Source organism: Sphingobacterium mizutaii, from assembly GCF_900187125.1.
GTDB lineage: Bacteria > Bacteroidota > Bacteroidia > Sphingobacteriales > Sphingobacteriaceae > Sphingobacterium > Sphingobacterium mizutaii.
Window position 1 is genome coordinate 4,619,881 of record NZ_LT906468.1, and the last position, 24,142, is coordinate 4,644,022.

At 40.7% G+C, this 24,142-nt stretch carries 22 protein-coding genes; 8 read left to right on the plus strand and 14 right to left on the minus strand.

Going from position 1 to position 24,142, the window contains the following annotated elements; genetic code table 11:
• Window positions 1-91: 91 nt before the first annotated feature.
• Together CKW03_RS20030 and CKW03_RS20035 are read left to right on the plus strand one after the other, a co-directional pair.
• Entirely contained in the window at window positions 92-1,078 is a 987-nt protein-coding gene (locus CKW03_RS20030; RefSeq protein WP_093099909.1) for a pyruvate dehydrogenase complex E1 component subunit beta, read from the plus strand.
• A gap of 122 nt (window positions 1,079-1,200) precedes the next feature.
• Window positions 1,201-1,935 (plus strand): DUF6263 family protein, encoded by a 735-nt coding sequence (locus CKW03_RS20035; protein WP_093099911.1) that lies wholly within the window; start codon window positions 1,201-1,203, stop codon window positions 1,933-1,935.
• A 71-nt stretch (window positions 1,936-2,006) separates the two neighbouring features.
• On the opposite strand, the gene gcvH is transcribed toward CKW03_RS20035, so the two are convergent.
• Entirely contained in the window at window positions 2,007-2,387 is a 381-nt protein-coding gene (gene gcvH / locus CKW03_RS20040; protein ID WP_093099913.1) for a glycine cleavage system protein GcvH, read from the minus strand.
• Window positions 2,388-2,460: 73 nt separating this feature from the next.
• On the opposite strand from gcvH, the gene CKW03_RS20045 reads away from it, so the two are divergent.
• Window positions 2,461-3,654 carry an anhydro-N-acetylmuramic acid kinase gene (locus CKW03_RS20045; RefSeq protein WP_093099914.1) on the plus strand — a complete coding sequence of 398 codons (1,194 nt, stop codon included), beginning with the start codon at window positions 2,461-2,463 and terminating at the stop codon, window positions 3,652-3,654.
• On the opposite strand, the gene CKW03_RS20050 is transcribed toward CKW03_RS20045, so the two are convergent.
• The 11 genes from CKW03_RS20050 to CKW03_RS20100 all read right to left on the minus strand — a co-directional run bounded on the left by CKW03_RS20050 (window position 3,648) and on the right by CKW03_RS20100 (window position 14,278).
• Complete coding sequence (locus CKW03_RS20050; protein WP_093099916.1) at window positions 3,648-4,310, minus strand: DUF2461 domain-containing protein; 663 nt, start codon at window positions 4,308-4,310, stop codon at window positions 3,648-3,650. The genes CKW03_RS20045 and CKW03_RS20050 overlap by 7 nt on opposite strands.
• A gap of 6 nt (window positions 4,311-4,316) precedes the next feature.
• Entirely contained in the window at window positions 4,317-5,114 is a 798-nt protein-coding gene (locus CKW03_RS20055) for a phosphatidate cytidylyltransferase (RefSeq protein ID WP_093099917.1), read from the minus strand.
• Window positions 5,115-5,327 (minus strand): putative signal transducing protein, encoded by a 213-nt coding sequence (locus tag CKW03_RS20060; protein ID WP_093099919.1) that lies wholly within the window; start codon window positions 5,325-5,327, stop codon window positions 5,115-5,117.
• Window positions 5,308-6,249 carry a CPBP family intramembrane glutamic endopeptidase gene (locus tag CKW03_RS20065; protein ID WP_093099920.1) on the minus strand — a complete coding sequence of 314 codons (942 nt, stop codon included), beginning with the start codon at window positions 6,247-6,249 and terminating at the stop codon, window positions 5,308-5,310. The genes CKW03_RS20060 and CKW03_RS20065 overlap by 20 nt, the downstream gene beginning before the upstream one ends.
• A gap of 6 nt (window positions 6,250-6,255) precedes the next feature.
• On the minus strand, window positions 6,256-6,969 hold the full coding sequence (locus CKW03_RS20070) for a DsbA family oxidoreductase (RefSeq protein ID WP_093099922.1): 714 nt from the start codon (window positions 6,967-6,969) through the stop codon (window positions 6,256-6,258).
• Window positions 6,970-7,041: 72 nt separating this feature from the next.
• Complete coding sequence (locus CKW03_RS20075) at window positions 7,042-10,335, minus strand: S41 family peptidase (RefSeq protein WP_093099924.1); 3,294 nt, start codon at window positions 10,333-10,335, stop codon at window positions 7,042-7,044.
• A gap of 150 nt (window positions 10,336-10,485) precedes the next feature.
• Complete coding sequence (locus CKW03_RS20080) at window positions 10,486-11,223, minus strand: zinc ribbon domain-containing protein (protein WP_093099925.1); 738 nt, start codon at window positions 11,221-11,223, stop codon at window positions 10,486-10,488.
• The gene (locus CKW03_RS20085; RefSeq protein WP_093099927.1) at window positions 11,223-12,320 is read right to left on the minus strand and encodes a Nif3-like dinuclear metal center hexameric protein; all 1,098 of its coding nucleotides are present in this window, start codon (window positions 12,318-12,320) and stop codon (window positions 11,223-11,225) included. The genes CKW03_RS20080 and CKW03_RS20085 overlap by 1 nt, the downstream gene beginning before the upstream one ends.
• Window positions 12,310-12,795, minus strand: a complete 486-nt coding sequence (locus tag CKW03_RS20090) for a hypothetical protein (RefSeq protein WP_093099928.1) — start codon at window positions 12,793-12,795, stop codon at window positions 12,310-12,312. Before CKW03_RS20090 ends, CKW03_RS20085 begins: the two co-directional genes overlap by 11 nt.
• Entirely contained in the window at window positions 12,796-13,545 is a 750-nt protein-coding gene (locus CKW03_RS20095; protein WP_093099930.1) for an alpha/beta fold hydrolase, read from the minus strand.
• Between the two features lie 19 nt (window positions 13,546-13,564).
• Entirely contained in the window at window positions 13,565-14,278 is a 714-nt protein-coding gene (locus CKW03_RS20100) for an SAM-dependent methyltransferase (RefSeq protein ID WP_093099931.1), read from the minus strand.
• Window positions 14,279-14,507: 229 nt separating this feature from the next.
• Between CKW03_RS20100 and apaG the strand changes: the two genes are divergently transcribed.
• The 4 genes from apaG (at window position 14,508) to CKW03_RS20120 (ending at window position 20,516) form a co-directional block, all read left to right on the plus strand.
• Window positions 14,508-14,894 (plus strand): Co2+/Mg2+ efflux facilitator ApaG/CorD, encoded by a 387-nt coding sequence (gene apaG, locus CKW03_RS20105; protein WP_093099933.1) that lies wholly within the window; start codon window positions 14,508-14,510, stop codon window positions 14,892-14,894.
• Window positions 14,895-14,996: 102 nt separating this feature from the next.
• Complete coding sequence (locus CKW03_RS20110; RefSeq protein WP_093099935.1) at window positions 14,997-16,841, plus strand: ABC-F family ATP-binding cassette domain-containing protein; 1,845 nt, start codon at window positions 14,997-14,999, stop codon at window positions 16,839-16,841.
• A gap of 58 nt (window positions 16,842-16,899) precedes the next feature.
• Window positions 16,900-18,759: a tRNA uridine-5-carboxymethylaminomethyl(34) synthesis enzyme MnmG gene (gene mnmG / locus CKW03_RS20115; protein ID WP_093099937.1), complete on the plus strand. Its 1,860-nt coding sequence runs from the start codon at window positions 16,900-16,902 to the stop codon at window positions 18,757-18,759.
• A gap of 77 nt (window positions 18,760-18,836) precedes the next feature.
• A complete protein-coding gene (locus CKW03_RS20120) occupies window positions 18,837-20,516 on the plus strand; it encodes an Ig-like domain-containing domain (protein WP_093099939.1) in 1,680 nt (559 codons plus the stop codon).
• An 8-nt stretch (window positions 20,517-20,524) separates the two neighbouring features.
• On the opposite strand, the gene CKW03_RS20125 is transcribed toward CKW03_RS20120, so the two are convergent.
• Together CKW03_RS20125 and nadB are read right to left on the minus strand one after the other, a co-directional pair.
• On the minus strand, window positions 20,525-21,037 hold the full coding sequence (locus CKW03_RS20125) for a gamma carbonic anhydrase family protein (RefSeq protein WP_093099941.1): 513 nt from the start codon (window positions 21,035-21,037) through the stop codon (window positions 20,525-20,527).
• A gap of 20 nt (window positions 21,038-21,057) precedes the next feature.
• Window positions 21,058-22,650, minus strand: a complete 1,593-nt coding sequence (gene nadB / locus CKW03_RS20130) for an L-aspartate oxidase (protein ID WP_093099943.1) — start codon at window positions 22,648-22,650, stop codon at window positions 21,058-21,060.
• Window positions 22,651-23,143: 493 nt separating this feature from the next.
• Between nadB and nadA the strand changes: the two genes are divergently transcribed.
• Window positions 23,144-24,142 carry a quinolinate synthase NadA gene (gene nadA, locus CKW03_RS20135; RefSeq protein ID WP_093099944.1) on the plus strand — a complete coding sequence of 333 codons (999 nt, stop codon included), beginning with the start codon at window positions 23,144-23,146 and terminating at the stop codon, window positions 24,140-24,142.

Genomic DNA, 24,142 nt, shown 5'->3' on the forward strand with positions numbered 1-24,142 from the left:
TTACATCGAAAATAGTACAATGCCACTACGAAAATTCGAGAAATAATAGTATTTTTGCGTATCTAAACAAAATTCACTATCTGTAATACTGATGAGAGAAATACAATTCAGAGAAGCGCTTCGTGAAGCGATGAACGAAGAAATGCGTAAAGACGAAACAATCTTTTTAATGGGCGAGGAAGTCGCTGAATATAATGGTGCATATAAAGTAAGTCAAGGGATGCTTGATGAGTTTGGTGCAAAACGTGTTATTGACACTCCAATTGCTGAGCTTGGTTTTGCGGGTATCGGCGTGGGTGCCGCGATGAACGGGTTAAAGCCGATCATTGAATTCATGACTTTCAACTTCTCATTGGTTGCTATTGACCAAGTTATTAACGCTGCGGCAAAGATCCACCAAATGAGCGGTGGTCAATTCTCTTGTCCGATCGTATTCAGAGGCCCAACCGGTAATGCTGGTCAGTTAGGTGCACAGCACTCCCAAAACTTTGAAAACTGGTATGCAAATACGCCAGGATTGAAAGTGGTTGTACCTTCAAACCCTTACGATGCTAAAGGATTGTTGAAATCAGCTATCATCGATCCAGATCCAGTTATTTTCATGGAGTCTGAGCAGATGTATGGTGATAAAGGTGAGGTTCCTGAAGAAGAGTACTACTTGCCAATCGGAAAAGCAAACGTAGTGAAAGAAGGTACTGCAGTTACGGTGGTTTCATTCGGTAAGATGGTTCCTCGTGTGGTTATTCCTGCGGTAGAAGAATTGGAAAAAGACGGTGTTAGCGTGGAATTGATCGACTTACGTTCGGTACGTCCTATCGATTTCGCTACGATCATCGAATCTGTTAAGAAAACAAATCGTTTAGTAATCGTTGAAGAAGCTTGGCCTTTGGCTTCAATTTCTTCTGAAATTACTTTCCACGTTCAAAAACATGCTTTCGATTACCTTGATGCTCCAGTAATTCGTGTTACTTCTGCAGACGTTCCTCTAGGATATGCGCCTACATTGGTTGAGGCATCATTGCCAAGTATTGCGAAAGTAGTAAAAGCGGTTAAAGAAGTTTCTTATATCAAAAAATAAGAAATTCAAGATAATGGAAGCCCTGGTATGAAAATACCGGGGCTTTTTGTTTTTGAGTTTCTGCACTGAAAACTTTGAATTCTGCAAAAAAATAGTATTTTTAAAGAACTAAATTCAAAAGAATGAAAAAATTACTGATCCTTTTCCTACTCTCTTCTGCGGCATTAGTTTCTAAAGCACAGGAAGTTGACTTTACTATGAAGATGCCCTTGAACAAGCCGTTCAAATCCGTTACTACCATGAAAATGGATATTGATGGTGAACAGAGCATGATCATGGATATCGTAATGAAAAGCACCGTAAATGTCTCTAAATACGAAGATCCTAATTATACCTTCGAAAACACCACCGACGCCATCAAAGTCGATATGGATGCTGGAATGATGACCATCAGTTATGATTCTGAGACCCCTTCTGACGATCCAATGGCTGCCATGATGGCCGCTCAGTTTGAAAAGATGATCGGCAAAAAGATGACCATGATTACCAATAATAAAGGAAAAATGATCACTATGGAGGGAGTTGAAGGCGCGGACAATGCTTTTGAAAACTTTGCCATGACCACGACCTACCCTGATAAACCGGTAAAACCGGGTGATACCTGGACCTCGGAGTCGACAAACAAAGGGATCAAAACCAAGGCGGTGAATAAGTACGTTGGTAAAACCGCTGAGGGATACCAAGTGGAGACAACAGGAGAAATGTTCAATGAATCGGAAACCAAGATAGGAACAATGAACAGCACGTACATTGCAGATCCCGAAACCTTATTTACCAAAACCGCCAACATGAAAATGGAAATGGAGGTTGAAGGTTCTAAAGTAATTTCGGATATCTCCTTGACCGTTCTCAAATAAGATATGAATACCATTAAAAAAGGCCATTTAGCAATGCTAAATGGCCTTTTTTAATGTTTTATTGCTAGATATTAAGCGTTAACTTCAGCTTTGTAGTCATCAGCAGACATTAATCCGTCTACATCAGCAGCATTGTTTAATTTAACACGAATGATCCAACCTTCACCGTAAGGGTCAGAGTTAACCAATTCTGGGTTTGCGTCAATTGCATCGTTTACTGATAATACAGTAGAAGTAACTGGCATAAATAGATCAGAAACAGTTTTAACCGCTTCTACTGAACCAAACACTTCATTTGCTGCTACCTCATCACCTACGGTGTTGATGTCAACAAATACGATATCACCAAGCTCTCTTTGAGCAAAGTCCGTAATACCAATTACTGCTTCATCACCTTCTACACGAACCCATTCGTGATCTTTGGTGTACTTTAATTCTGAAGGAAAATTCATGTCTTTTCTATTTGTATTTCTCCAAAAATAGGATTAAGAAAGGAGAATACAAAAGTTATTGTATTTTTATCCTATGAACCCTAGCATTGCCAAATTAGCTGAAATAGCGCAAAAAGACCAGCGTCTGATCATCGGTTTGATGTCCGGAACATCATTGGATGGACTGGATATTGCCCTATGTAAAATTCAAGGGAATGGAAACCAAAGTAAAATTGAACTTCTGGCCTTTGAAACGATGGACTATAAGCCTGAATTCAGGACTTGGGTCCGAAAAATATTTGCGCAGCGCAATATTGACCAACAGGTTCTATGTGGCCTTAACCCCTATATCGCGGAGGTGCATGCCGCATTGATTTTAGAAGCACTCGAGAAATGGAATATGCAAGCCATTGAAATCGATGCCATCGCAAGCCATGGACAAACGGTATTCCATGCGCCGCAATCATTGACCCATGATACTTCCTTGCCAAATAGCACCCTACAGTTAGGTGATGGTGATCATCTGGCGGTAAGAACAGGAATTATCTGTCTTTCTGATTTTAGACAGAAACATCTTGCTGCCGGCGGCGAAGGTGCTCCTTTGGCTGCTTATGGTGATTATCTATTGTTCTCTTCGGAAACGGAGAACCGCATCCTTTTAAATATTGGCGGTATTTCCAATTTTACGTTCCTTCCAGCATTAGGCAGTCCGCTGAAGGCATACGCAACGGATCTGGGCCCGGGAAACACCATGATGAACCAATACATGGAAAAGCATTTTCAGGTTGAGATGGATAAAGATGCTGAAACGGCAAAAAAAGGGCAAATCAACCCTGACTTACTGAATGAGTTAGAAAATGAAGCTTTCTTAGGGCTAAACTTTCCGAAAACAACGGGTCCTGAATTGTTCAACCTAGCCTATCTGGATCAAGCTTTGGAGAATATTTCGTCCAAAAACTTGAGTCATGAAGTTATTATGGCTACCCTGAATGCCTTCTCGGCAAAAACCATGGTAAAGGGGATCCAAAAGGCCACTGCTGGCTTGGAGAACCTGAAGATATATGTGAGTGGTGGTGGATTGCACAATCCTTTATTGATGGAGCAATTGAAGTCCGAATTCCCTGGAAGGGTAGATTCCTTTGAGGCGCTTGGTCTCAATCCAGATGCGAAAGAGGCTTGTCTGTTTGCGGTTTTGGCAAATGAAACGTTGGCAGGAAATCCCCAATCGGTATCCAATATCAAGGACTCCCCCGCTGTTTGTATGGGCAAGATCTCTCTGCCCTATTGATCGATCGCTTGATGGATGAATTCCTTGAAAGGAATCATGGTAGCATAATGCTCGATTACCGTTTCTAAGGCCTTAGGAGCTTCCATTTGTTTTCTGCTCAGGTTGGTCGACAAAATGAAGCTTCGGTGCTTCAGAAGCTCTATATGCTCGTTGTCGGCCGCATATCCTGCTGGAGGTCTTTGGAGTTTGTCTTCGGCAGACATGTCTTCGGCTTTCCAACCGCCCTTTTCCAAGGCTTTGAAAAGCTCTTCGGCATTGTAATCTATCTCTTGCCTCACCGCATCTAAATGATGCTTCTCCGGACGCCAATAGCCTACAGCGATAAAGGTTCCATTGGGTTCTATGTGGATATAGTATTCCGGTCCTGCTAATTTTCTGCCATCAACAGAAATACCGGCAGCAAACCAAGATTTATAAGGATCTTTATTTTTGGAGAACCTCACGTCCCTATAAATTCGGAACAAGCATTTCTTGGCTGATATTTCTCGGTTGATATGGGGATCTAGCTCTGAAAGCTTCATAATGATGCCCTCAATAAAGTCAGTGACATTTTTCAATGCAGCCTCGTATTCAGGCTTATGTTCTTGAAACCATTCCCTGTTGTTGTTCTCTTTCAAGTTATTTAGAAAATCGAAGGTTGATTTTTCTATTTTCATGGTCTTTTATAATAAAGTAAGCAGTACATATACTAATGGCGCTGCGATCAGCAGCCCATCAAAACGGTCTAGGAAGCCTCCGTGTCCAGGCAATATCTGTCCTGAATCTTTGATTCCCAAGCTTCTTTTGAGCATGGACTCCACCAAATCACCCAATGTTCCAAATATACCGATGATAGCTGCAATGCTGATCCATTCTATTTTCGATAGCGAACCAAAGAAATGCTCCAAGCTGTAGGCTACAACCATAGCCAAAACAACGCCTCCGATAAAGCCTTCCCAGGTCTTATTTGGTGAAATCCTTTCAAATAGCTTGGTCCTGCCCATTGCTCTGCCGGACAGGTAGGCTCCGGTATCATTGGACCAAAGGATGATCAAGAATCCCATTGGGATATAGGGGTTGAAATCGCCCTTTAAGAAGCCCAGACCAATAAAAAACAGGAAAGGAACCGTTCCATACCATATCCCCAAAACAGTATAGGCTATATCGTGGAATGGTTTTTCTCTTTTCAGGTACAATGATGAAATAAACAGCAAGGAGAAAAGTGGCAGAGCCAGCATCAGGTACTTGAGCTCTAGGAAGCCTAGAAAGTAAGCGCTTGAAATCCCCGCTAGCACGGCTGCTGTCAAGATCCCCAAACCCATTAAGGGTTTGGTTTCCGCCGTTTTACAGATGCTGAAAAACTCTCTTGCTGAAAGGATCCCCACGATACTGAAGAATATGGCAAAAACATATTGGTTAAAAATCGTGGCGCACAGCAATGCGACCACAAAGAAAAATCCTGTAATAGCTCTTGTTTTCATTTATTCTTCTTCGTCTCCAAATGAACCCATCAATTCCATTGCTTTGTTGGCATTTTCATGCTCCACATACAGCTCCACAACACCAAATAAATAAGATGAGTCCTTTTTGTTTAATACGACTGCAGGTATATTGTTTTCAAGGAGCATATTTTTTACAATTTCAGCCTCAAAGGCTTGGTTGTAAACTTTTATTTTAGTCCAGTTTGAGTTCATTTGATTTAGTTTTTTGGTTCGAAATCTTATAAAAATAGAATGCTATGGCAACACTTAAAATGATGCTGCTGATGTAGAATGGAATCGTATAAGGATCGGCATTTTGCAGATCTTCATAGGTTTTTCCATCTCGGGCGTATACAAATGCTATAATGGTCACCGAGGCATTGTTCAGGAAGTGGGCAAATATCGGTACCCAAATATTTTGGGACCATAAAAAGGCATAGCCAAAGATCAAACCCAATAACATCCTTGGAAAAAAGCCATAAAACTGCACGTGGATAGCAGAAAAGATAATCGCCGTAACCCAGATTGCCAAATGTACGTTTTTAAAGAGCCTACCTAAGATGTTCTGCAAAGCGCCCCTAAAATAATATTCTTCCACAATGGCGGGTATGACCGCCATGACCAACAAGTTTAGCATCAATTTACCGATGCTGTCCACCATGACCAATTTTACCGTCAATTCCTTCATTTGGTCTTCTTGAGAACGCATCCATAATTCCGTTTTCTCTAAAAAATCCGGCAATTTCATGTCCATGTTCCAACGGCTCACCACCTCCATTGCAGGGTTGCAGACCAATAGAAACAAGAAAATAAGGACCAGGTAGTTCTTGAGCTGAAACGGCTCGGCTGGGAAGTATCGATATTGGTTTTTCTCGGTCAACTGTAAGAACAACGAGGGCAACAGAAAGGTAGAAATGCTACTTGCCGCCAATATGATATACAGGACATAGGTGTTTTCTGAAAAGATGGAGGTACCTCCGCCTTCCAGCATGCTTTTAATATCTCCTGTACTCATTAAGATGCCAACAATGACAATGACTTGAACGGCAAAGGCACATGCAAATGTTAATCCCAAAAGGATCATCATTGACATCCAAGCTGAATTCTTTTTAGGTTCAAACATTTGGCCGTCCATATCAGATTAAATATCGCATTTATCATCCGTACAATTCGGTGCGGAATCATCACTTTTAAAGGAAATAATGGATGGATTTTTTTCTTTCCATTCTGAAAAGCTTTTTTCTAGAACTTCAACGAAAACATCTACCGGTTGAGCGCCAGATACCGCATATTTACGGTCAATAAGAAAAAATGGAACGCCACGAATACCGATCTGCTGTGCCTCTGCAAGGTCTTGTTTGACTTCATAAGCATATTGATCGCTGGCCAGGGCATCTTTGGCTTGTTCCTTATCCAATCCGATTTCTTCTGCCAGGGATACTAATACCTCATCCTTTTCGATATTCAGTCCGTCGGAAAAATGTGCTTGGAATAGGCGTTCTTTCATTTCGGCGCCTTTTCCTTGGGTAGCCGCAAAATGAATCAGTTCATGTGCTTTGAAAGTATTGGCAGGAATATTTGTTGCAAAATCAATGTTGATTCCAGCGTTTTTTGCCATCTGCTCCACATTCCCAGTCATCTCCTTGACTTGCTCCATTGGCATTCCTTTAGAACGGCTCAGATAGGAATAAGTGCTATCGCCATCTTGATGATGGTAGTTTGGGTCTAATTGATAACTCTTATATGCTACCTTGATCTCATTTTTAAAAATGAATGAATCAAGCGCTTTTTCAAAGTGATGCTTTCCGATGTAGCAGAAAGGACACATAATGTCGGACCAAATTTCTATTAACATGTTCAAAAATACGCTTTTAAATCAGTAAAAAGAACGAAAGCCAAGAGTATACCCTTGGCTTTCTTATATTTTTTAATTTACCCGGATTGGATCTGCAGGCTTTTTAAGCTCTTTGTATGGATAGGATTTCATCTCCTCTAAAAGGATCTGAACTGTTTTTTCCAATTGTGGGTCTTTGCCCTGTAAAAGCTCTTTTGGCATCTGCTCGACAAATACATCTGGAGCAACACCTTCGTTTTCAATAATATAATTACCGTTTAGATCGAAGATCCCGAAGTTTGGAGAAGTAACCATTCCGCCATCCAACAGCTGCGGATAGCCTGAAATACCAACCAAAATACCCATTGTGGTCCTTCCTACCAGCTTTCCTAGGCCTTTGAACCTGAACATATACGGCATCATATCACCGCCTGATCCGGCAAATTCATTGATGATCATGGCCTTAGGGCCAAAGATCCCATTACCCGGTGTGGTAAAGCTCTTGCCATCACGGATACCCCAGCCAGAGATCAACTCCCTAGACAATAGATCGATGACATAATCGGCTACTGAACCTCCACCGTTATTTCTTTCATCCAGCAAAAGGGCCTTTTTGTCCATCTGCGAGAAATAATATCGGTTGAAGGACACATAGCCCTCTCTACCGGTATTTGGCATGTAGACATAGGCGATCTGTCCATTACTCAATGAATCGACCTTTTTGCGGTTGTTCTCAACCCAGTATTGGCGTCTCAGGGCAACCTCGTTTCCAAAGGAAATCGGCTTAACAGTAATGTCCTTCGCGCCGCTAAGGCTTGGTTTATCATTGACTTTCAGTCCGATCTGCTTGTCTACCGTAAAATCAAATAGACTATAGATATCCATATCCGCCGTCAATTCCTTGCCATTCACAGCTAAAATGTACATCCCCTCTTTTACTCCTAAGCCTGGTTCTGCAAGGGGAGCCTTGAAAGAAGGGTTCCAGTCCATTCTATTGTAGATTTTCTTGATCTTATAACGATTGTTCTCGATTACGAAGTCTGCTCCCAGCACACCGGAGCTCACCGATGGAGCGCTTGGCTCATCACCCGGATAAATATAGCTGTGACCCACGACCAACTCACCTAACATTTCGTTCAAGAGGTAGCTCAGATCTGAACGGTGATTGACATAAGGCAGGAATTTCTCGTACTTCTTTTTCACGGCAGCCCAATCGGCACCATGCATGTTTTCTACATAGAAGAAGTCCTTTTGCATAGCCCATACCTCATTAAAGATCTGGTTCCACTCTTGGGAGGGCTCTACACGTAATTTGATATCATCCAATTTCAGCTTTCCAGCGTCTCCTGCAGGCTTCTTACCTGCTTCCACGATGTAATAACCGTCCTTGTTACTGTAGATCATTTGCTTACCATCACTGCTGATCGAAAATCCTCCCGCGTTTTCAACGATGGATTTTTCTTCTAGTTTTTTCAAGTCGTAAGCATAGATATTGCTTCCGCGTTTATAGATCAACATGTTTTCTACCGAGCCGTCAAAGGCATAAGAGCCTTTTGGAATGGAAAGCGCGATAATACGGTTATTGATCTGTTCGAAGTCTACTTTGATCGGCTTGACGCTATCTTTTGATTCCTCTTCTTTGGAATCATCTTTCTTATCATCCTTTTTGCCTTTCTTGTTGTCCTTCTTGTCCTCTTTATCTTTTTCTTCTTTAGTATCTTCCGACTTTACAGTCTCTTCATCGCTTTCATTCTTGAAAATCGAAGGAGAATCGCTGGAAAGGATAAAGGCGTACGGAGAATATTCGGTATCCCGGTCGTAGGCGGTCATGTGTAGACCGGAATTGGTCAAGCCCACATTGGTGCTGGCCGAGAAGACCAGGTATTTCCCATCCCTAGTGAAGATAGGCTGGGTAACCTCGCTCATGCCGTCTGTAACCTGTTGGGTTTTCTTTGTGTCCAGATTGTACATATAAACAGCATTCTGTCCATTGTTCAGGGTCTTGACATAGGCAATCCATTTGGAATCGGGAGACCAGCTGGATTGGAAATAATTGTAATTACGTCCAGTGTGGGATCCTAGATAATCATCATCTACCTTGCTAACTTTCTTGGAGTCTATATCAACATAATATAGATTTAAATGGGAGTCCGTATAGAATAATTTCTTGCTATCTGGTGACCAGGTCGGTTGGAAATAGAAATTACTGCTCCCTAAACTGATATAATTAGGTTCATCCATTCCCTTTTGATCACGCAGGACCAATTCGTATTTGCCGTTCTTGTCTGAGATATAAGAAACCCATTTTCCGTTGGGCGACCAAGCCGGATACTTCTCATGAGAACCCGGTGAGCTTGAAATATTCCTGGCATCTCCTTTTTCTTTCGGTACCGAGAAGATTTCACCTCTGGATTCAAATAGCGCTCGCTGTCCTGTAGATGAAATTTCGAAGTTTCGGATGTCTTTTTTCATATCCACATAATGTCCTCTTTTTGATAAAGCGTCGGCATTGATGTGTATGGAGATCGGATTGCTGGATTTATTTGAAGTGTTCAATAAATGCAATTTCCCGGCTTGTTCAAAGATCAACTCATTGCCCTTGCCCTGCAAAGTGCGAACATCGTAATCATTGAAATTCGTCAATTTTTCGACCTGTTCTGATTTGACATCATAACTGAAAACATTAACGATCTTATCCCGATCGGACAGGAAGAAAACCTTGTCGCCTAACCAAATTGGTTTGACATCATTGCATTTCTCTCCAGGAACGACCTGCACATCATGGCTTTGGGTATCAAATATCCAAATGGAAGGCATACCGCCTCCACGATAACGCTTGAAAGCAACACGGTCTCTTTCAGTTGGATCACCGTTCTTGATATAAGCCCAGTATCTCCCATCTGCCGATGGAGAACCTTGGTTGGCTTCCGGCATCAATAAAGGATAATCTACTGAACCATTGATTTTAGTGCGGTATAATCGCGCGCCAAGCGAGTAATTCAGTTCACGTTGGGTCGTGAAGTAAACCTCATCATTAGACAACCAGCCTCGCAAGACATCTGCAGAAGGATGGCTCGTGACACGCTGCGGGTCGCCGCCTTGTATAGAAATCACATATACATCGGTGTTGCCATCATAATTTCCCGTAAAAGCTATTTTAGAGCCGTCTGGGGAGAAAACAGGGTTCTGTTCGACAGCAGGGTTGACAGTCAACCGGCGTGCATTCTGTCCGTTCTTATCGGCAATCCAAATATCACCGCCATAAACAAAACTGATATGGTTCTGGCTAATGCTTGGATTTCTCAATAATAAGGTTTCAGTGCTATTCTGTGCAAAGCTGAATTGGCTAACAGCTAATGCAAGAATGGAAAAAATATTTTTAAGCATATTGATAAATTGGTGTGTTGGATAAAAATAAGGATAAAATCGGAGCTACATTCTCAGTTCATCAAAATATTTCCAGGATCACGGAATAAATTGAAAATAAACAAAAAACGCCAGCACAATGTGCTGGCGTTCCTATATAGTGTTTTAAGACTATGCTTCTTCAGATGCGATTTCTTCGTCAACTAAAATTCTACCACAGTGTTCACAGATGATGATTTTCTTTCTTTGGCGAATTTCTGATTGCAATTGAGGTGGAATCTTGTTGTGACAACCTGAACAGCTATCACGCTCGATGGATACCACTGCCAATCCGTTGCGGAAGGACTTACGTAGTTTCTTGATTACCTTAAGCAGACGATCATCGATGTTCTTCTCTGATTTCTCAACCTCAGTAACCAATTTGTCTTCGTCTTTTTGAGTCTCCGACGTAATTGTTTCCAATTCTTGTTTCTTAGCATCCAATTCACCTTTGCTGAAATCTACGTTCTTCGCTGTTGCTTCGTAAGCTTCAGTTTTGTTCTTGATTTCGAATTCAGCTTCGCGAATACGTTTCTCACAAACTTGAATTTCTAACCCTTGGATTTCAATCTCTTTAGAAATTGCATCGTACTCACGGTTATTTTTTACTTCGTTTAGTTGTGTCTCGTATTTTTTGATTGCTGTCTGCGCATCTTTGATCATGTTTTTGCGCTTCACAATAGAATCTTCTAATTCGTCTAGCTCATTACGAATTTTTTCGATACGTGTATCTAAACCTGCAATCTCATCTTCCAGGTCAGCTACCTCAATAGGTAGTTCTCCACGTACTTGGCGAATTTTGTCAATCTGTGTTTCGATTGATTGCCACGCCCATAAAGCTTTTAGTTTTTGTTCTACGGTTTGTTCCATTAACTGTAGTATTTTATTGGATTTGTGTCTATTTCCGTCAATAGGACAGCAAAGTTAGCAAATTTTTTCTGAATTATATCTAACAATAATTCTTGTGTAAATTGCTCACTCTCAAAATGTCCGATATCCGCAATTATTATTTCGCCTTCGGCATCAAAAAACTCATGGTATTTATAATCGGCAGTAATGAATATATCTGCGCCTGAACGCTTGGCATCTCCTAGCAAAAAGCCTCCTGCACCACCGCAAACCGCTACTCGGCTTATTTTCTTGCCTAATGATTTGGTGTGTCTGATGACATTCAAGTTCATGCGCTCCTTCAAGTATGCTAAGAATTCTGACTCTTCCATGGGCTCTTCTAAATTTCCAATTACTCCCGAGCCAACATAAGAAAAAGAGTTCTCTATATTAAAGATCTGATGGGCTACCTCCTCATAAGGATGTGCCGCAAGCATAGAAACTAAGATTTTTCGTTCTGCCTGCGCTGGATAGATTACTTCTATTTTGGTCTCTTCCACACGTTCTTGTTCACCTACCTGACCAATAGCAGGATTTGCTCCATCTAAAGGACGAAAAGTACCATAACCTGCTGTATTATAACTGCATTGATCATAGTCTCCTATTGCTCCCGCGCCTGCATCAAACAATGCCTGCCTTACTTCTTCAATATGAGTCCTAGGGACATAAACTACTAGTTTCTTCAATAATCCTCCCTTCGGACGCAATACCGCTTGATTTTCCAAACCTAGCTTGTCTGCCATCTTGCTGCTCACTCCACCTACGACATTGTCTAAATTTGTATGGATGGCATACAGGGCAATATCGTTCTTGATTGCTTTGATTACTACTCTCTCCACGTAATTCTTGCCTGTGAACTTCTTCAATCCAGAAAATACGATGGGATGATGGGATATAATCAGGTTACAGCCTTTGGAAATGGCGTCATCAACGACCTCTTCGGTACAATCCAATGAAATCAAGGCTTTGCTGACCTCCTGATTGGGGTCTCCTACAATCAAACCCGAGTTGTCATAGCTTTCCTGATAATTTAATGGAGCCAATTCCTCCAAATGTTGTATTACCTCTTTAATTTTCATTTCTATTATTTTTCTCTGCTTCAGATTCCAACCATTTATTGTGTTCCATCAACAATACGCGGTATTGATTGATCTTAAACCAATAGGTGATGAAATAAACGAAACTAACGATCATCCCCAAAATCCTCCAAAATAGCGGGAAGGGGAAATTATATATCAAAAATGACCATGCATAAGTCATACCAGCTCCCAAAGAAGGGTTTTCTTCTACGGCAATCTTGCGGTCAAAAAATTCATTGTTCAAGGAATACGAAAGCCTTCTCGCCACTTCAAAATTCCAATAGATATTAAAAAGCGGAACGACCAAAAACCAAGCTTGATTTGGCAATATACACTGGTTTTCTTTGGAAATCAATTTCAAGGTATTCCTCACCGTATTGGCAAAAAGTGCCCAAATAATAAGGATAACGACTACAAAAAAGATACTGATTCTTTCGATTTCGGCTGTCAATTCGGGAGAAAGTACGTCGTTCATCTATTTTTCATTGTTTAATATCGTGACCAAATCTTCTAACTTGTTTATTTGCGGATTATGGTCCGCTTCCATTTCTATCACTTTCCAATTGTATTTCTTTGCCCTTGTGGAGAAGAAATAGAATGGATCTTTCTCTGTCCCTCCTTGTGAGATCTCGAAAGTCAAGATATAGGTAGTAGGAATCTGAAGCCTCTTTGGGTTCTTCAGGTGTATCGCTTCTTTTATGGATGCCAAAGGATGCGGAACATCCCTAGGGAAGGCCGTCGTGTCCTTGACCCATGAGGGATATACATAGGCTGCATCCTGGCTATTCAACAGATAAGCTGATGGATCATCCTTGACATAGGCCGCTACGCTTTCGCCATCTTCAGGGACAAAAGCGTCCAAATAGACTAGCTTTTTTATTCTTTCAGGAATACTGTCGGCTACACCCGTTACGACCATTCCGCCATAACTATGCCCCATCAATATCACAGAATCCAACCTTTCAAATAATATGGTGTTGATTACATCTTTGATATGGGTACTCAGCTTCACCTCCGGGTTCGCGAGATGGTATCTCTCCCCAAGGCCCGTCAGATTCACTCGATAAACCTTTGCTCCTAATTTTTCCAGTTTCTCGGCGGTTTTCTTGAACTGCCAAGACCCGCCCCAGGCACCATGTACCAGGACATAGGTCTCCTCTTGAGCTCGCAATTGCATAAAAGGGACGCACATGAACAGAAAGGAAATCAGGATAAGTTTTCTCATGAACTATAAAAATACAATTTTATGGAGCAAATAATAAAAATATACAAGGCTTCTTGTGTAAATCTACTGTCGTATTTTTCCAATCTGCAATACTTTGTGTGCGGATGTATTCATCCTTGCCTGTTACATTGCAGGCTATACAGAGAAGAGTTTGCGGTTTAAGCGACTTCAGTAATTCCGAAAGCATTTGGTTGTTCCTAAATGGCGTTTCAATAAAGATCTGAGTGCTCCTTTCCTTATGGCTGACGAACTCTAGATCCTTGATGGACTTCGCTCTGGCTGCCTTATCAATTGGGAGATAGCCTTTAAAGCTAAAATTTTGTCCATTAAAACCTGAAGCCATCAAACCCAACAAAATCGAACTTGGCCCTACCAAAGGAATTACCTTGATCCCTCTTTTGTGGGCTTCAAATACCACATCAGCACCTGGATCGGCAACCCCAGGACATCCCGCTTCCGACATCAGGCCTATGTCTGCACCTTGCAAAACGGCTTTGAAAACAAGATTGTAGTTCATCTTCTCTCGGCTGTGTTTGCCGTAGTCATGTATGACCAATTCGCTCTGTGGAATTTTTAAACCCGCTTCTTTTAGGAATTTTCTTGCTGTTTTTTCGTTCTCTACAACATATTCCTTGATATTGTTGATGATATCCAGGTGCAAGAGCGTATAGGATGCGCGATCAGCGTGTTCAGCTAAGGGAACAGGTAGAAGATATAAATTGCCTTTTGCCATGCTACAAACCTAATCATTTGCTGATTAATTTATACAGAATTACAAACTCCTTCGTTATTTATGTAATTACAATGGTGAAATTATTAAGTTCTATTTTCTAAAAAAGAAATTTGTTTGTTACTTTAATTCAAACACTTATGAGTTTTTTTTGTCTAATAATTGTAATTTAGGTCATACATATTTAGGTTATTTTTGTGTAAATGATCAGAATATATATATTTGGTTGACTATGACAACACAAACAACTTCAGGCGTTAAAATTTCGGTTGAGTCGACGTATCAGTCAGAATACTCTAATCCAGAAAACGAGCACTTCATGTTCGCTTACCGGATTACCATTGAGAATCTGAGTGAATACACCGTCCAATTGGTGCGTCGTCATTGGAATATTTACGATTCTATTGGCCTGAACAAGCAAGTTGATGGTGATGGCGTGGTTGGTGAACAACCTATCCTCGAGCCGGGCCAAATGCATCAATATGTATCAGGTTGCAATTTAAAAAGCGACATGGGTTTTATGGAAGGTTATTACGAGATGATCCGTGAGATGGACAATTCTATCTTCCATGTGCATATCCCGAGATTCAATCTAATCGCCAACTACCGTCTCAACTAGACCGATACCTAGGTCAACTAACTGTATACTTTTCATATTAAAAGTTAAGTAGTAACAAATATTTAATAATTTTGTGCTTGGATAATTACGTCAAGATATCAGGTGAGTATTTTAAGCACAGAACAAGTTAGCCATTCTTACAACGACAAATGGCTTTTTACCGATCTTCATTTTGCCTTACAGAAGGGTGATCGGGTAGCATTGGTTGGAATCAACGGAACAGGAAAATCAACTTTATTAAAGATATTGGCAGAGCTTGTCATTCCCACTAAAGGTAAAGTGGTGAAAGAAAAGGGTTTAAAGGTAGGATACCTTCCCCAAGACCCTGATTTCTCTGACCTGAAGACCATCAATGATTTTATATTCAGCGCAGACAACGAACAGCAACAATTAATCAAAGAATACGAGGAATTAATTGAAAATGAGGATGTTACCTCTAAAAGATTCCTTGATGTTACTGAAAAACTGACTGCACTCAATGCTTGGGAATATGAGAACAATATCAAAACCATCCTGAGCAGATTCCAGATAAACAACTTCGAACAACGTATCGACTCCTTAAGTGGTGGTCAGAAAAAACGCTTGGCTTTGGCTAAGCTTTTAATCGACGAGCCCGATATCTATATCTTGGACGAGCCTACCAACCACTTGGATATTGAAACCATTGAGTGGTTAGAAAAGCTATTGACCACCGGAAGCAAGACCGTCCTTCTTGTCTCTCACGACCGTTACTTTTTGGATAACATCTGTACCGAGATCCGTGAACTTGACAAAGGCCAGGTCTTTATATATAAAGGTAACTATGCATACTTTTTAGAAAAGAAAGCCGAGCGTGAAGCCAATGAAATCCTTGCAGCTGACAAGGCCCGGAACTTATGGCGAAAGGAATTGGAATGGATGCGAAGACAACCTCAGGCCCGCGGTACAAAAGCCAAGGCAAGGATCGAATCTTTCTACGACCTAGAAGAAAAATCCAAGGGGCCACGCAAGAAAGATCAGGTAGAACTGAGCATGCAAATTTCGAGACAAGGAAACAAGATCTTGGAAATTGAAGGCGCCGGTTTCTCGGTTCCGAACAAGAAGATCCTCTCCCCTTTCTCCTATACTTTTAAGAAAGCAGACCGCATTGGTCTAGCCGGAAAGAACGGAAGCGGGAAGACTACTTTTCTCAATCTAATCACCGAAAGTATACAGCCCACCGAAGGAAATCTATCTGTTGGGGAGACCACCAAATATGGTTATTACAAACAGGAAGGTCTATCCTTCAAATCTGATGAAAGAGTACTGGACATTGTAAAGAATGTAGCCGACTATATAGAAATGAAAAACGGGGAAGTCATTACTGCTTCCCAACTATTGACCAAATTCCTCTTCCCTCCTGAGAAACAGTTCGGCTTTGTAAGCAAATTGAGCGGAGGGGAAAAGAAGCGTTTGCAGTTGATGCGAGTACTGATGGCGAACCCAAATTTCTTGATCTTGGACGAACCTTCCAATGACCTTGACATCGACACCTTAAATGTGTTGGAGGAGTTCTTGGAAAATTATCCAGGTGTCCTGGTCTTGGTTTCTCACGACCGTTACTTGATCGACAAGTTGACCGAACAGCTCTTCATCTTCCCTGGTAATGGGGACATCGTGATCTACAATGGTAACTATGCCGACTACAAATTGGAGCAGGAAGAACTGAACAAGAAACCAGAGAAGAAAATCGAGAAGCCAAAAGCCGAGGAGAAAAAACAGAAGTTGAGCTTCAAGGAACAGAAAGAATTTGAAGGACTGGAAACAGAAATCGCCAACCTCGAAACCAAGGTGAGCAACCTAACGGAAGGACTATCAAAAACGACCGACCACGTAGAGCTCCAAAAGATCGCCGAGGAGATCGACTTGATAAAAACCACTCTCGACGAGAAGACCGAGAGATGGATGGAACTAGCAGAGTTTATATAGCGTTCCACGTGAAACTAAAATAGAGAACAGAGTTCCACGTGAAACTAGAAAAAGATATATGTTTAATAAATATAATGTTATTGTAGTTGGAGCCGGCCATGCCGGATGTGAGGCGGCAGCAGCAGCTGCCAATTTAGGTTCATCGGTATTACTCATCACGATGAACATGGGCGTTATCGCCCAGATGAGCTGTAACCCCGCGATCGGCGGAGTGGCAAAAGGACAGATCGTAAGAGAGATCGACGCGATGGGCGGTTACACCGGAATCATCGCCGATAAATCAACCATCCAATTCCGCATGCTGAACAAATCAAAAGGTCCAGCCATGTGGAGCCCAAGAACCCAAAACGACAGAATGCGATTCGCAGAAGAATGGAGACTTCAACTGGAGTCCATTCCCAATCTCGATATGTGGCAAGATACCGTCAAAGAAGTCATCGTCGAAAATGGCAGAGCAAAAGGAGTCGTTACTTCCATGGGTATCCGTATCGACGCAGATGCCGTCGTTCTTACCAATGGAACTTTCCTGAACGGTGTCATCCATGTCGGTGAAAAGAAATTCGGTGGAGGTAGAACAGGAGAAAAAGCAGCAACAGGATTGACCGAACAATTGGTATCATTAGGTTTCGAATCCGGAAGGATGAAGACCGGTACTCCCCCACGTGTAGACGGAAGAAGTTTAAATTACGCATTGATGGAAGAGCAATGGGGAGATGATTCACGTGGAAGATTTTCCTATACCGACGTTGAAATTCCACAGGAACAAAGATGCTGTTGGATTACATACACCAATTCAGCAGTTCACGAAATCCTGAAAACCGGTTTCGAAAAATCCCCGATGTTCACCGGAAGAATCAAAGGACTTGGCCCTCGTTACTGTCCGTCAATTGAAGATAAAATCAACCGTTTTGCTGAGCGCGAAAGACATCAGATATTCGTAGAACCCGAAGGATTCAAAACCGTAGAAATCTATGTCAACGGTTTTTCAACTTCTCTACCAGAGGATGTACAATTAAAAGCTCTGCAATTGATACCAGGATTTGAGAATGCCAAAATGTACAGACCGGGATACGCCATCGAGTATGACTACTTCCCTCCTATGCAATTGGACTTGACCCTTGAAACACTCTCCGTAAAACACCTGTTCTTTGCTGGTCAGATCAATGGTACCACAGGCTACGAAGAAGCGGCAGCACAAGGTTTCGTCGCTGGGATCAATGCGCACCAAAGAATAAACGATCAACACGAACTGATCCTAAAAAGATCGGAATCTTATATCGGCGTTTTGATCGATGACTTGGTGACCAAAGGAACCGATGAGCCTTATCGTATGTTCACCTCCAGAGCTGAACACAGACTCCTGCTTCGTCAAGATAATGCCGATATACGCTTGACACCAATGGCACATAAATTGGGATTGGTATCCGATGAAAGACTTGAAAAAGTAAATGCGAAAATCAAGAATTCAGATGACATCGTAGACTACCTTAAAAATAATTCGATCGGGACAGCCGAGATGAATCCTGTCCTTGAAGAAAAAGGATCAAGCCCAATTTCACAAAAATCTAGACTCTTTGGAATCTTGAGCAGACCTCAAGTTGAAATCGAAGATCTCATCAAAGCCGATAAAGACTTTGCCGATTACATTGCGAACTTTGATGCTGATACTATTGAGCAAGCCGAGATCAAAGTAAAATACGATAGCTACTTTGAGAAAGAAATGGAGATTGTCAATAAGATGAAGAAAATGGAAGACAAAGAAATCAATCCTGAATTCGACTATAATTCATTAACTTCACTCTCTATTGAGGCGCGCCAAAAACTCTTGAAAGTAAAACCGAGAACTTTAGGCCAAGCTTCCAGAATTTCAGGTGTATCTCCGGCAGATATCAGCGTTTTAATGGTACACATGAGTTAATTAACTGAATATCAGTATATTACATTAATAAAATAACAAACGAAAATAAAGCGATTTAAGACATTATTTTTAATTTTATGACTCAGATATCCAAAAGAGATAAAAATCCGTTAAATCAACTAAAAACAGCTTTATTTAAAAATCTAATCTTTTTAGGTCTTGCTACTATCATTGCACTGAGCTTCGTGCAATGTGCGAACATGCAAAAGCCTACAGGAGGTCCAAAAGATTCTTTGCCTCCAAAACTTTTGGGGATCACCCCTCCTAACCTATCGAAAAATTTCAAAGCGAAAGTGATCGAGATGACTTTCGATGAATTTATCAAAACGGTCAACCCTGGAAAGGAATTCAATATTTCGCCGGACGTTGAAACCCAACCAGTCTATAAGGTTAAGAAAAAAAGATTCATCATCGAATTGCCTGATTCTTTAGAAGCCAATACTACTTACACCATCAACTTTGGAAAAGGTCTAGTCGACTTCAATGAGGGTAACCCATTCATCAATTACAACTACGTCTTTGCAACCGGTGATGAACTCGATTCCCTCAGTATTTCTGGACAGGTTAAAAATGGATATACCAAAGACTTCAGTCTGGAAAAAGACAAAGAGGTCATTGCCATCTTAATTCCAACCAGCCGAGATACTATTTTCGGTAAAAAGAAAGCTTCTTATTATACCACTGTCGATTCTACCGGAAACTTTAAATTCAGTAACCTTCGTGAAGATACCTATCGTGTATACGCATTGAAGGATATGAACAACGATAAGATCTACAATGGAAATGATGAATGGATCGGCTTTTTGCAGGATAGTATTTCCTTGAACCAAAATGTATCAGGCCTTCAATTGGAATATACCAAAGGTACAGCACAGGTATTCAGAAACTTAGAGAAAAAAGTCGATAATAATGGATCCGTACTCCTAACATTTAACAGGCCATTGGAAGATGGAAATTTTAGAATACTATCCCCCAATAATCTGGATGCCAATAAATTAGTTCGTTTCAAACCCACTCTAGATACCGCAAATATCTACTTGGAAAACCTGGAGTTCGATTCTCTGAAGGTCGAAGTAAGCGAAAGGAACGTTCCATTGGATACCATTGACCTTAGAAAAGCTAGAAACATAAAAGTAGACAATGTCATTGTACCAAAATTAAATATCAGCAATAAGGTAGACCGTGTCAAACACATTGAATTAACTTCAACCTATCCTATTGCATCCGTCGATAAGAATAAGGTATTAATTAAGGAAGATTCTGTTTCACGTAGAAACTTCCAATTACAACAAGATTCGGTAAACCGTGAAATGTACCATATCCGATTCAATTGGCGACCAAACAAGAATTACGAACTGATATTGGAAGAAGGTGCCATCTTAGGTCCTTTTGATGAAACCAACAAAGAATTCAAATCACAGTTCACCTTAAATGAAACGGAGAACTATGGTGATATCAATTTAACCTTTACCGGTCTAAATGACAGTTCAAATTATATTGTCGAACTTATCGATGAATCCAAGGAAAAATTATTTGATAAACGCCCTCTCCCACCCGACCATATCCTCAGATATGTGAAATTTCCAGGTGGTAAATACAGCATTAGGTTAATTGAAGATAGCAATAAGAATGGTAAATGGGACGCAGGGGATGTCTATCAAAAAAGACAGGCTGAACCTATCTGGTACTTAGATCGGACATTTACGATCAGGGCCAATTGGGAACAGAATGAAACCATTGATGTTACATTCAAATAAAGCCCATTTTACTCCGTAAACCAAGAAGAATAAAGCACATAATTGTGCGGTAATTTTTTCAATAGATTAAGCTGCTCCTCTGTGAGTGGCTTAATTTTTTTAGCAGGTACACCGGCATAAAGGAATCCAGATTCGCATACCATATTTTCCAAAACCACAGCTCCAGCTGCAATGATCACATTGGATTGAATATGGGCTTTATCCATCACGATTGCACCCATTCCTATTAACACGTAATCATCTATCACACAACCATGTACGATGGTATTGTGCCCGATATTAACATAGTTACCAACATCTGTCCCATTCTTTTGATAGGTCCCATGTATGGTTACATTGTCCTGAATATTGGAGTAATCCCCAATTTTGATGTAATTCACGTCGCCACGCACCACCGCATTGAACCAAACAGAACAATGTGAACCTATCGTCACATCGCCTACAATGGTACAATTAGGCGCTATAAAGCTATTTTCTTCTATTACAGGGTATTTATCCTTTACAGGTAAAATCGTCGCCATAAAGCTCTTAAAACTTGAAATTAAAGAATGGTATCTTCCAGTACATCAGCATGCTTAGGATAATCCGTGGTATAATGCAGCCCCCTACTCTCCTTGCGATGCATAGCTGATTTTACAACAAGATATGCTATTTGGATAACATTTCTTAGCTCACAAAGTTTAACCGAAAGCTTGGTATTCTTATAAAAAGCCTCTGTTTCCTCATGCAGCAGACCTAAACGTCTCATGGCACGTTGCAAACGAAAATCAGAGCGTACGATACCTACATAATCACTCATTAATTTCTGTGTTTCACGTAGATTGTGCGTCACTAAGATATCTTCATTTAGCAATTGGGTATTGGATTCATCCCAAGATGGTACATGATCCTGGAAATCAATATCAGCAATATGTTTACTCGCATCCTGAAATATGCGATGCGCATAGACAGCTGCTTCAAGCAATGAATTGGAAGCCAAACGATTAGCACCATGAAGACCAGTGGAAGAACATTCTCCACAAGCATATAAGTTATTGATCGAGGTTGCTCCATATTCATCCACCATAATACCACCACATAAATAATGTGCTGCAGGAGTCACTGGAATCAGATCCTTGGTCATATCTAGACCTATGGAAAGACATTTCTCGTATATATTCGGAAAATGCGATAATATATCTGATTTTGAGCGATGTCTTATATCCAGATACACATAATCAAGACCCGATTTTTTCATTTCTGCATCGATCGCACGAGCAACAATATCGCGTGGGGCCAATGAGCCTCTTTCATCATATTCCTCCATAAATGACTCACCATTAACCCTTTTCAAAATTCCACCAAATCCACGAACGGCTTCAGAAATCAAAAATGCAGGGTATTCCTTGGGATTATATAAGGCCGTAGGATGGAATTGAATAAATTCCATATTTCTAACCTTTCCCTTAGCTCTATATACCATGGCAATTCCATCACCCGTAGCAATGGTTGGGTTAGTCGTGGTAGAATAGATATGTCCAGCACCACCAGTGGCCATCAAGGTTATTTTAGAAAGTATCTTTTCAACATGTCCAGTTTCGGTGTTAAAGGCATAAATACCGAAGCATTTGATATCTTCCGTACGTTTATCAACATGTACGCCCAAATGATGTTGAGTAATGAGATCCACCGCAAAATAATGCGTCAGCATCTCTATATTAGGTTCAGCATGTACTTTTTCTAGTAAGGCACGTTCGATCTCATAGCCCGTAATGTCCTTATAATGAAGGATCCTGTGTTCAGAATGCCCACCTTCTCTGGCCAGGTCATATTCACCAGAATCTTCCCGATCAAAGGTAGTACCATAAGAAATCAGCTCGGCAATACGTTCCGGACCTTCTTTCACCACGTTTTCCACAACATGTGCATCACACAATCCATCACCTGCTATCAAGGTATCTTCTATATGTTTATCAAAGCTGTCTCCTTCATCCGTGACTACGGCCACTCCACCCTGTGCATATTTCGTATTCGACTCATCCTCATTGGCTTTGGTCACAATAAGTACTTTTCCCAGCTTCGCAGCTTTAAGTGCAAAACTCAATCCGGCGATACCCGAACCTATTATCAAAAAATCAACTTTTCTATCCAGCATTGATTGTATATTGTAGATGCTACGGTTAATTACTACTGAACCAACAAATTAACAAAATATGTGCAAAACGTGTAAATAACTCGTGAATTAAAATGTAAAACTTCTTATGTTTCCACAATACTAGCAATTTTCACACATCTATTACCAAAATATTAAGACAATATCACCGAAATATTAACATATTCCCCACAACTATCATTTCACAAAAAAATATGCAAAAAATAAAAGCCGAAAAACGACAGTATTGAAAATCAGCGCTTAACCCTTCCCGATCTGTGGATAAGTTGTGAATAACTATAGAACATCCACTAAAAAAAATAAAAATCACCTGAATTATCCCCATTTTCCACAGACTAATAAACAACAAGATTCTTCTTTAAAAAAAAGATTATTATTTATTGAAAAAAGGGAATGTGGATTTCGTTTCGTTTTCTTTCTTTACTTTTGTGATGTTAGAAAGTCAAACAGGCAGGAATCAACTTAGAAAAACCAAATGAATACAACATTTGAAACAGACTTAGTGGCTAAGGGATATATTGATGTTGCAATAGATCCTAACCTAGATTTGGTCAAAGAAATTGAAAGACTTAAGAAGGAAAAGAATGCGGTTATCTTAGCGCATTACTACCAAGAGTCTGAAATACAAGATATAGCAGATTATATTGGGGATAGTCTAGGTCTATCTCAACAAGCAGCTAAAACAGATGCGGATGTAATCGTTTTTGCCGGTGTACATTTCATGGCAGAAACGGCTAAGATCCTTTCGCCTTCCAAGAAGGTATTATTACCAGATTTAAAGGCAGGATGTTCATTATCAGATAGTTGCCCTCCACATTTGTTTGCTAAATTCAAAGAGAAATATCCAGACCATTTAGTGATCACTTATGTGAACTGTACTGCGGAATTGAAGGCGCTTTCAGATATCGTTTGTACTTCTAGTAATGCCGTACAGATTGTTGAAAGCTTACCGGCTGACCAAAAAATCATTTTCGGTCCAGATCGCAACCTAGGGGATTACGTGAAGAAAAAAACAGGTCGAGATCTTGTCCTTTGGAATGGTGCCTGTATGGTCCACGAGATTTTCTCGCAAGAAAAAATCGATGCCCTTCGTGCTGAATATCCAGATGCAAAATTCATTGCCCATCCAGAATGTGAAGATCATATCCTGGCTCAAGCTGATTATATCGGTTCTACATCGGGAATGTTAAAATTCACGATCGAAGATCCAAGCGATACTTATATCGTAGCAACGGAATCTGGAATTTTGCACCAAATGCAGAAAGCTAGCCCTTCCAAAACATTTATCCCTGCTCCTCCAAACAATTTATGTGCTTGCAACGATTGCCCACACATGAAATTGAATACTTTGGAGAAGCTATATAACTGCTTATACTACGAACAACCAGAAATTACATTAGATGAAGATATCATTCAACGTGCGCAAAAACCTATTGAACGCATGCTTGAAATTTCCGCAAAACTAGGATTATAA

Bases quoted from the DNA above. Each gene is read 5' to 3' on its own strand.
- CKW03_RS20050 (WP_093099916.1), bottom strand. From the start codon at position 4,310: ATGAAAATAGAAAAATCAACCTTCGATTTTCTAAATAACTTGAAAGAG.
- CKW03_RS20055 (WP_093099917.1), bottom strand. From the start codon at position 5,114: ATGAAAACAAGAGCTATTACAGGATTTTTCTTTGTGGTCGCATTGCTG.
- nadA (WP_093099944.1), top strand. From the start codon at position 23,144: ATGAATACAACATTTGAAACAGACTTAGTGGCTAAGGGATATATTGAT.
- CKW03_RS20125 (WP_093099941.1), bottom strand. From the start codon at position 21,037: ATGGCGACGATTTTACCTGTAAAGGATAAATACCCTGTAATAGAAGAA.
- CKW03_RS20120 (WP_093099939.1), top strand. From the start codon at position 18,837: ATGACTCAGATATCCAAAAGAGATAAAAATCCGTTAAATCAACTAAAA.
- mnmG (WP_093099937.1), top strand. From the start codon at position 16,900: ATGTTTAATAAATATAATGTTATTGTAGTTGGAGCCGGCCATGCCGGA.
- CKW03_RS20065 (WP_093099920.1), bottom strand. From the start codon at position 6,249: ATGGACGGCCAAATGTTTGAACCTAAAAAGAATTCAGCTTGGATGTCA.
- nadB (WP_093099943.1), bottom strand. From the start codon at position 22,650: ATGCTGGATAGAAAAGTTGATTTTTTGATAATAGGTTCGGGTATCGCC.
- CKW03_RS20060 (WP_093099919.1), bottom strand. From the start codon at position 5,327: ATGAACTCAAACTGGACTAAAATAAAAGTTTACAACCAAGCCTTTGAG.
- CKW03_RS20080 (WP_093099925.1), bottom strand. From the start codon at position 11,223: ATGGAACAAACCGTAGAACAAAAACTAAAAGCTTTATGGGCGTGGCAA.
- CKW03_RS20035 (WP_093099911.1), top strand. From the start codon at position 1,201: ATGAAAAAATTACTGATCCTTTTCCTACTCTCTTCTGCGGCATTAGTT.
- CKW03_RS20085 (WP_093099927.1), bottom strand. From the start codon at position 12,320: ATGAAAATTAAAGAGGTAATACAACATTTGGAGGAATTGGCTCCATTA.
- CKW03_RS20030 (WP_093099909.1), top strand. From the start codon at position 92: ATGAGAGAAATACAATTCAGAGAAGCGCTTCGTGAAGCGATGAACGAA.
- CKW03_RS20070 (WP_093099922.1), bottom strand. From the start codon at position 6,969: ATGTTAATAGAAATTTGGTCCGACATTATGTGTCCTTTCTGCTACATC.
- CKW03_RS20045 (WP_093099914.1), top strand. From the start codon at position 2,461: ATGAACCCTAGCATTGCCAAATTAGCTGAAATAGCGCAAAAAGACCAG.
- apaG (WP_093099933.1), top strand. From the start codon at position 14,508: ATGACAACACAAACAACTTCAGGCGTTAAAATTTCGGTTGAGTCGACG.
- CKW03_RS20090 (WP_093099928.1), bottom strand. From the start codon at position 12,795: ATGAACGACGTACTTTCTCCCGAATTGACAGCCGAAATCGAAAGAATC.
- CKW03_RS20095 (WP_093099930.1), bottom strand. From the start codon at position 13,545: ATGAGAAAACTTATCCTGATTTCCTTTCTGTTCATGTGCGTCCCTTTT.
- CKW03_RS20075 (WP_093099924.1), bottom strand. From the start codon at position 10,335: ATGCTTAAAAATATTTTTTCCATTCTTGCATTAGCTGTTAGCCAATTC.
- gcvH (WP_093099913.1), bottom strand. From the start codon at position 2,387: ATGAATTTTCCTTCAGAATTAAAGTACACCAAAGATCACGAATGGGTT.
- CKW03_RS20100 (WP_093099931.1), bottom strand. From the start codon at position 14,278: ATGGCAAAAGGCAATTTATATCTTCTACCTGTTCCCTTAGCTGAACAC.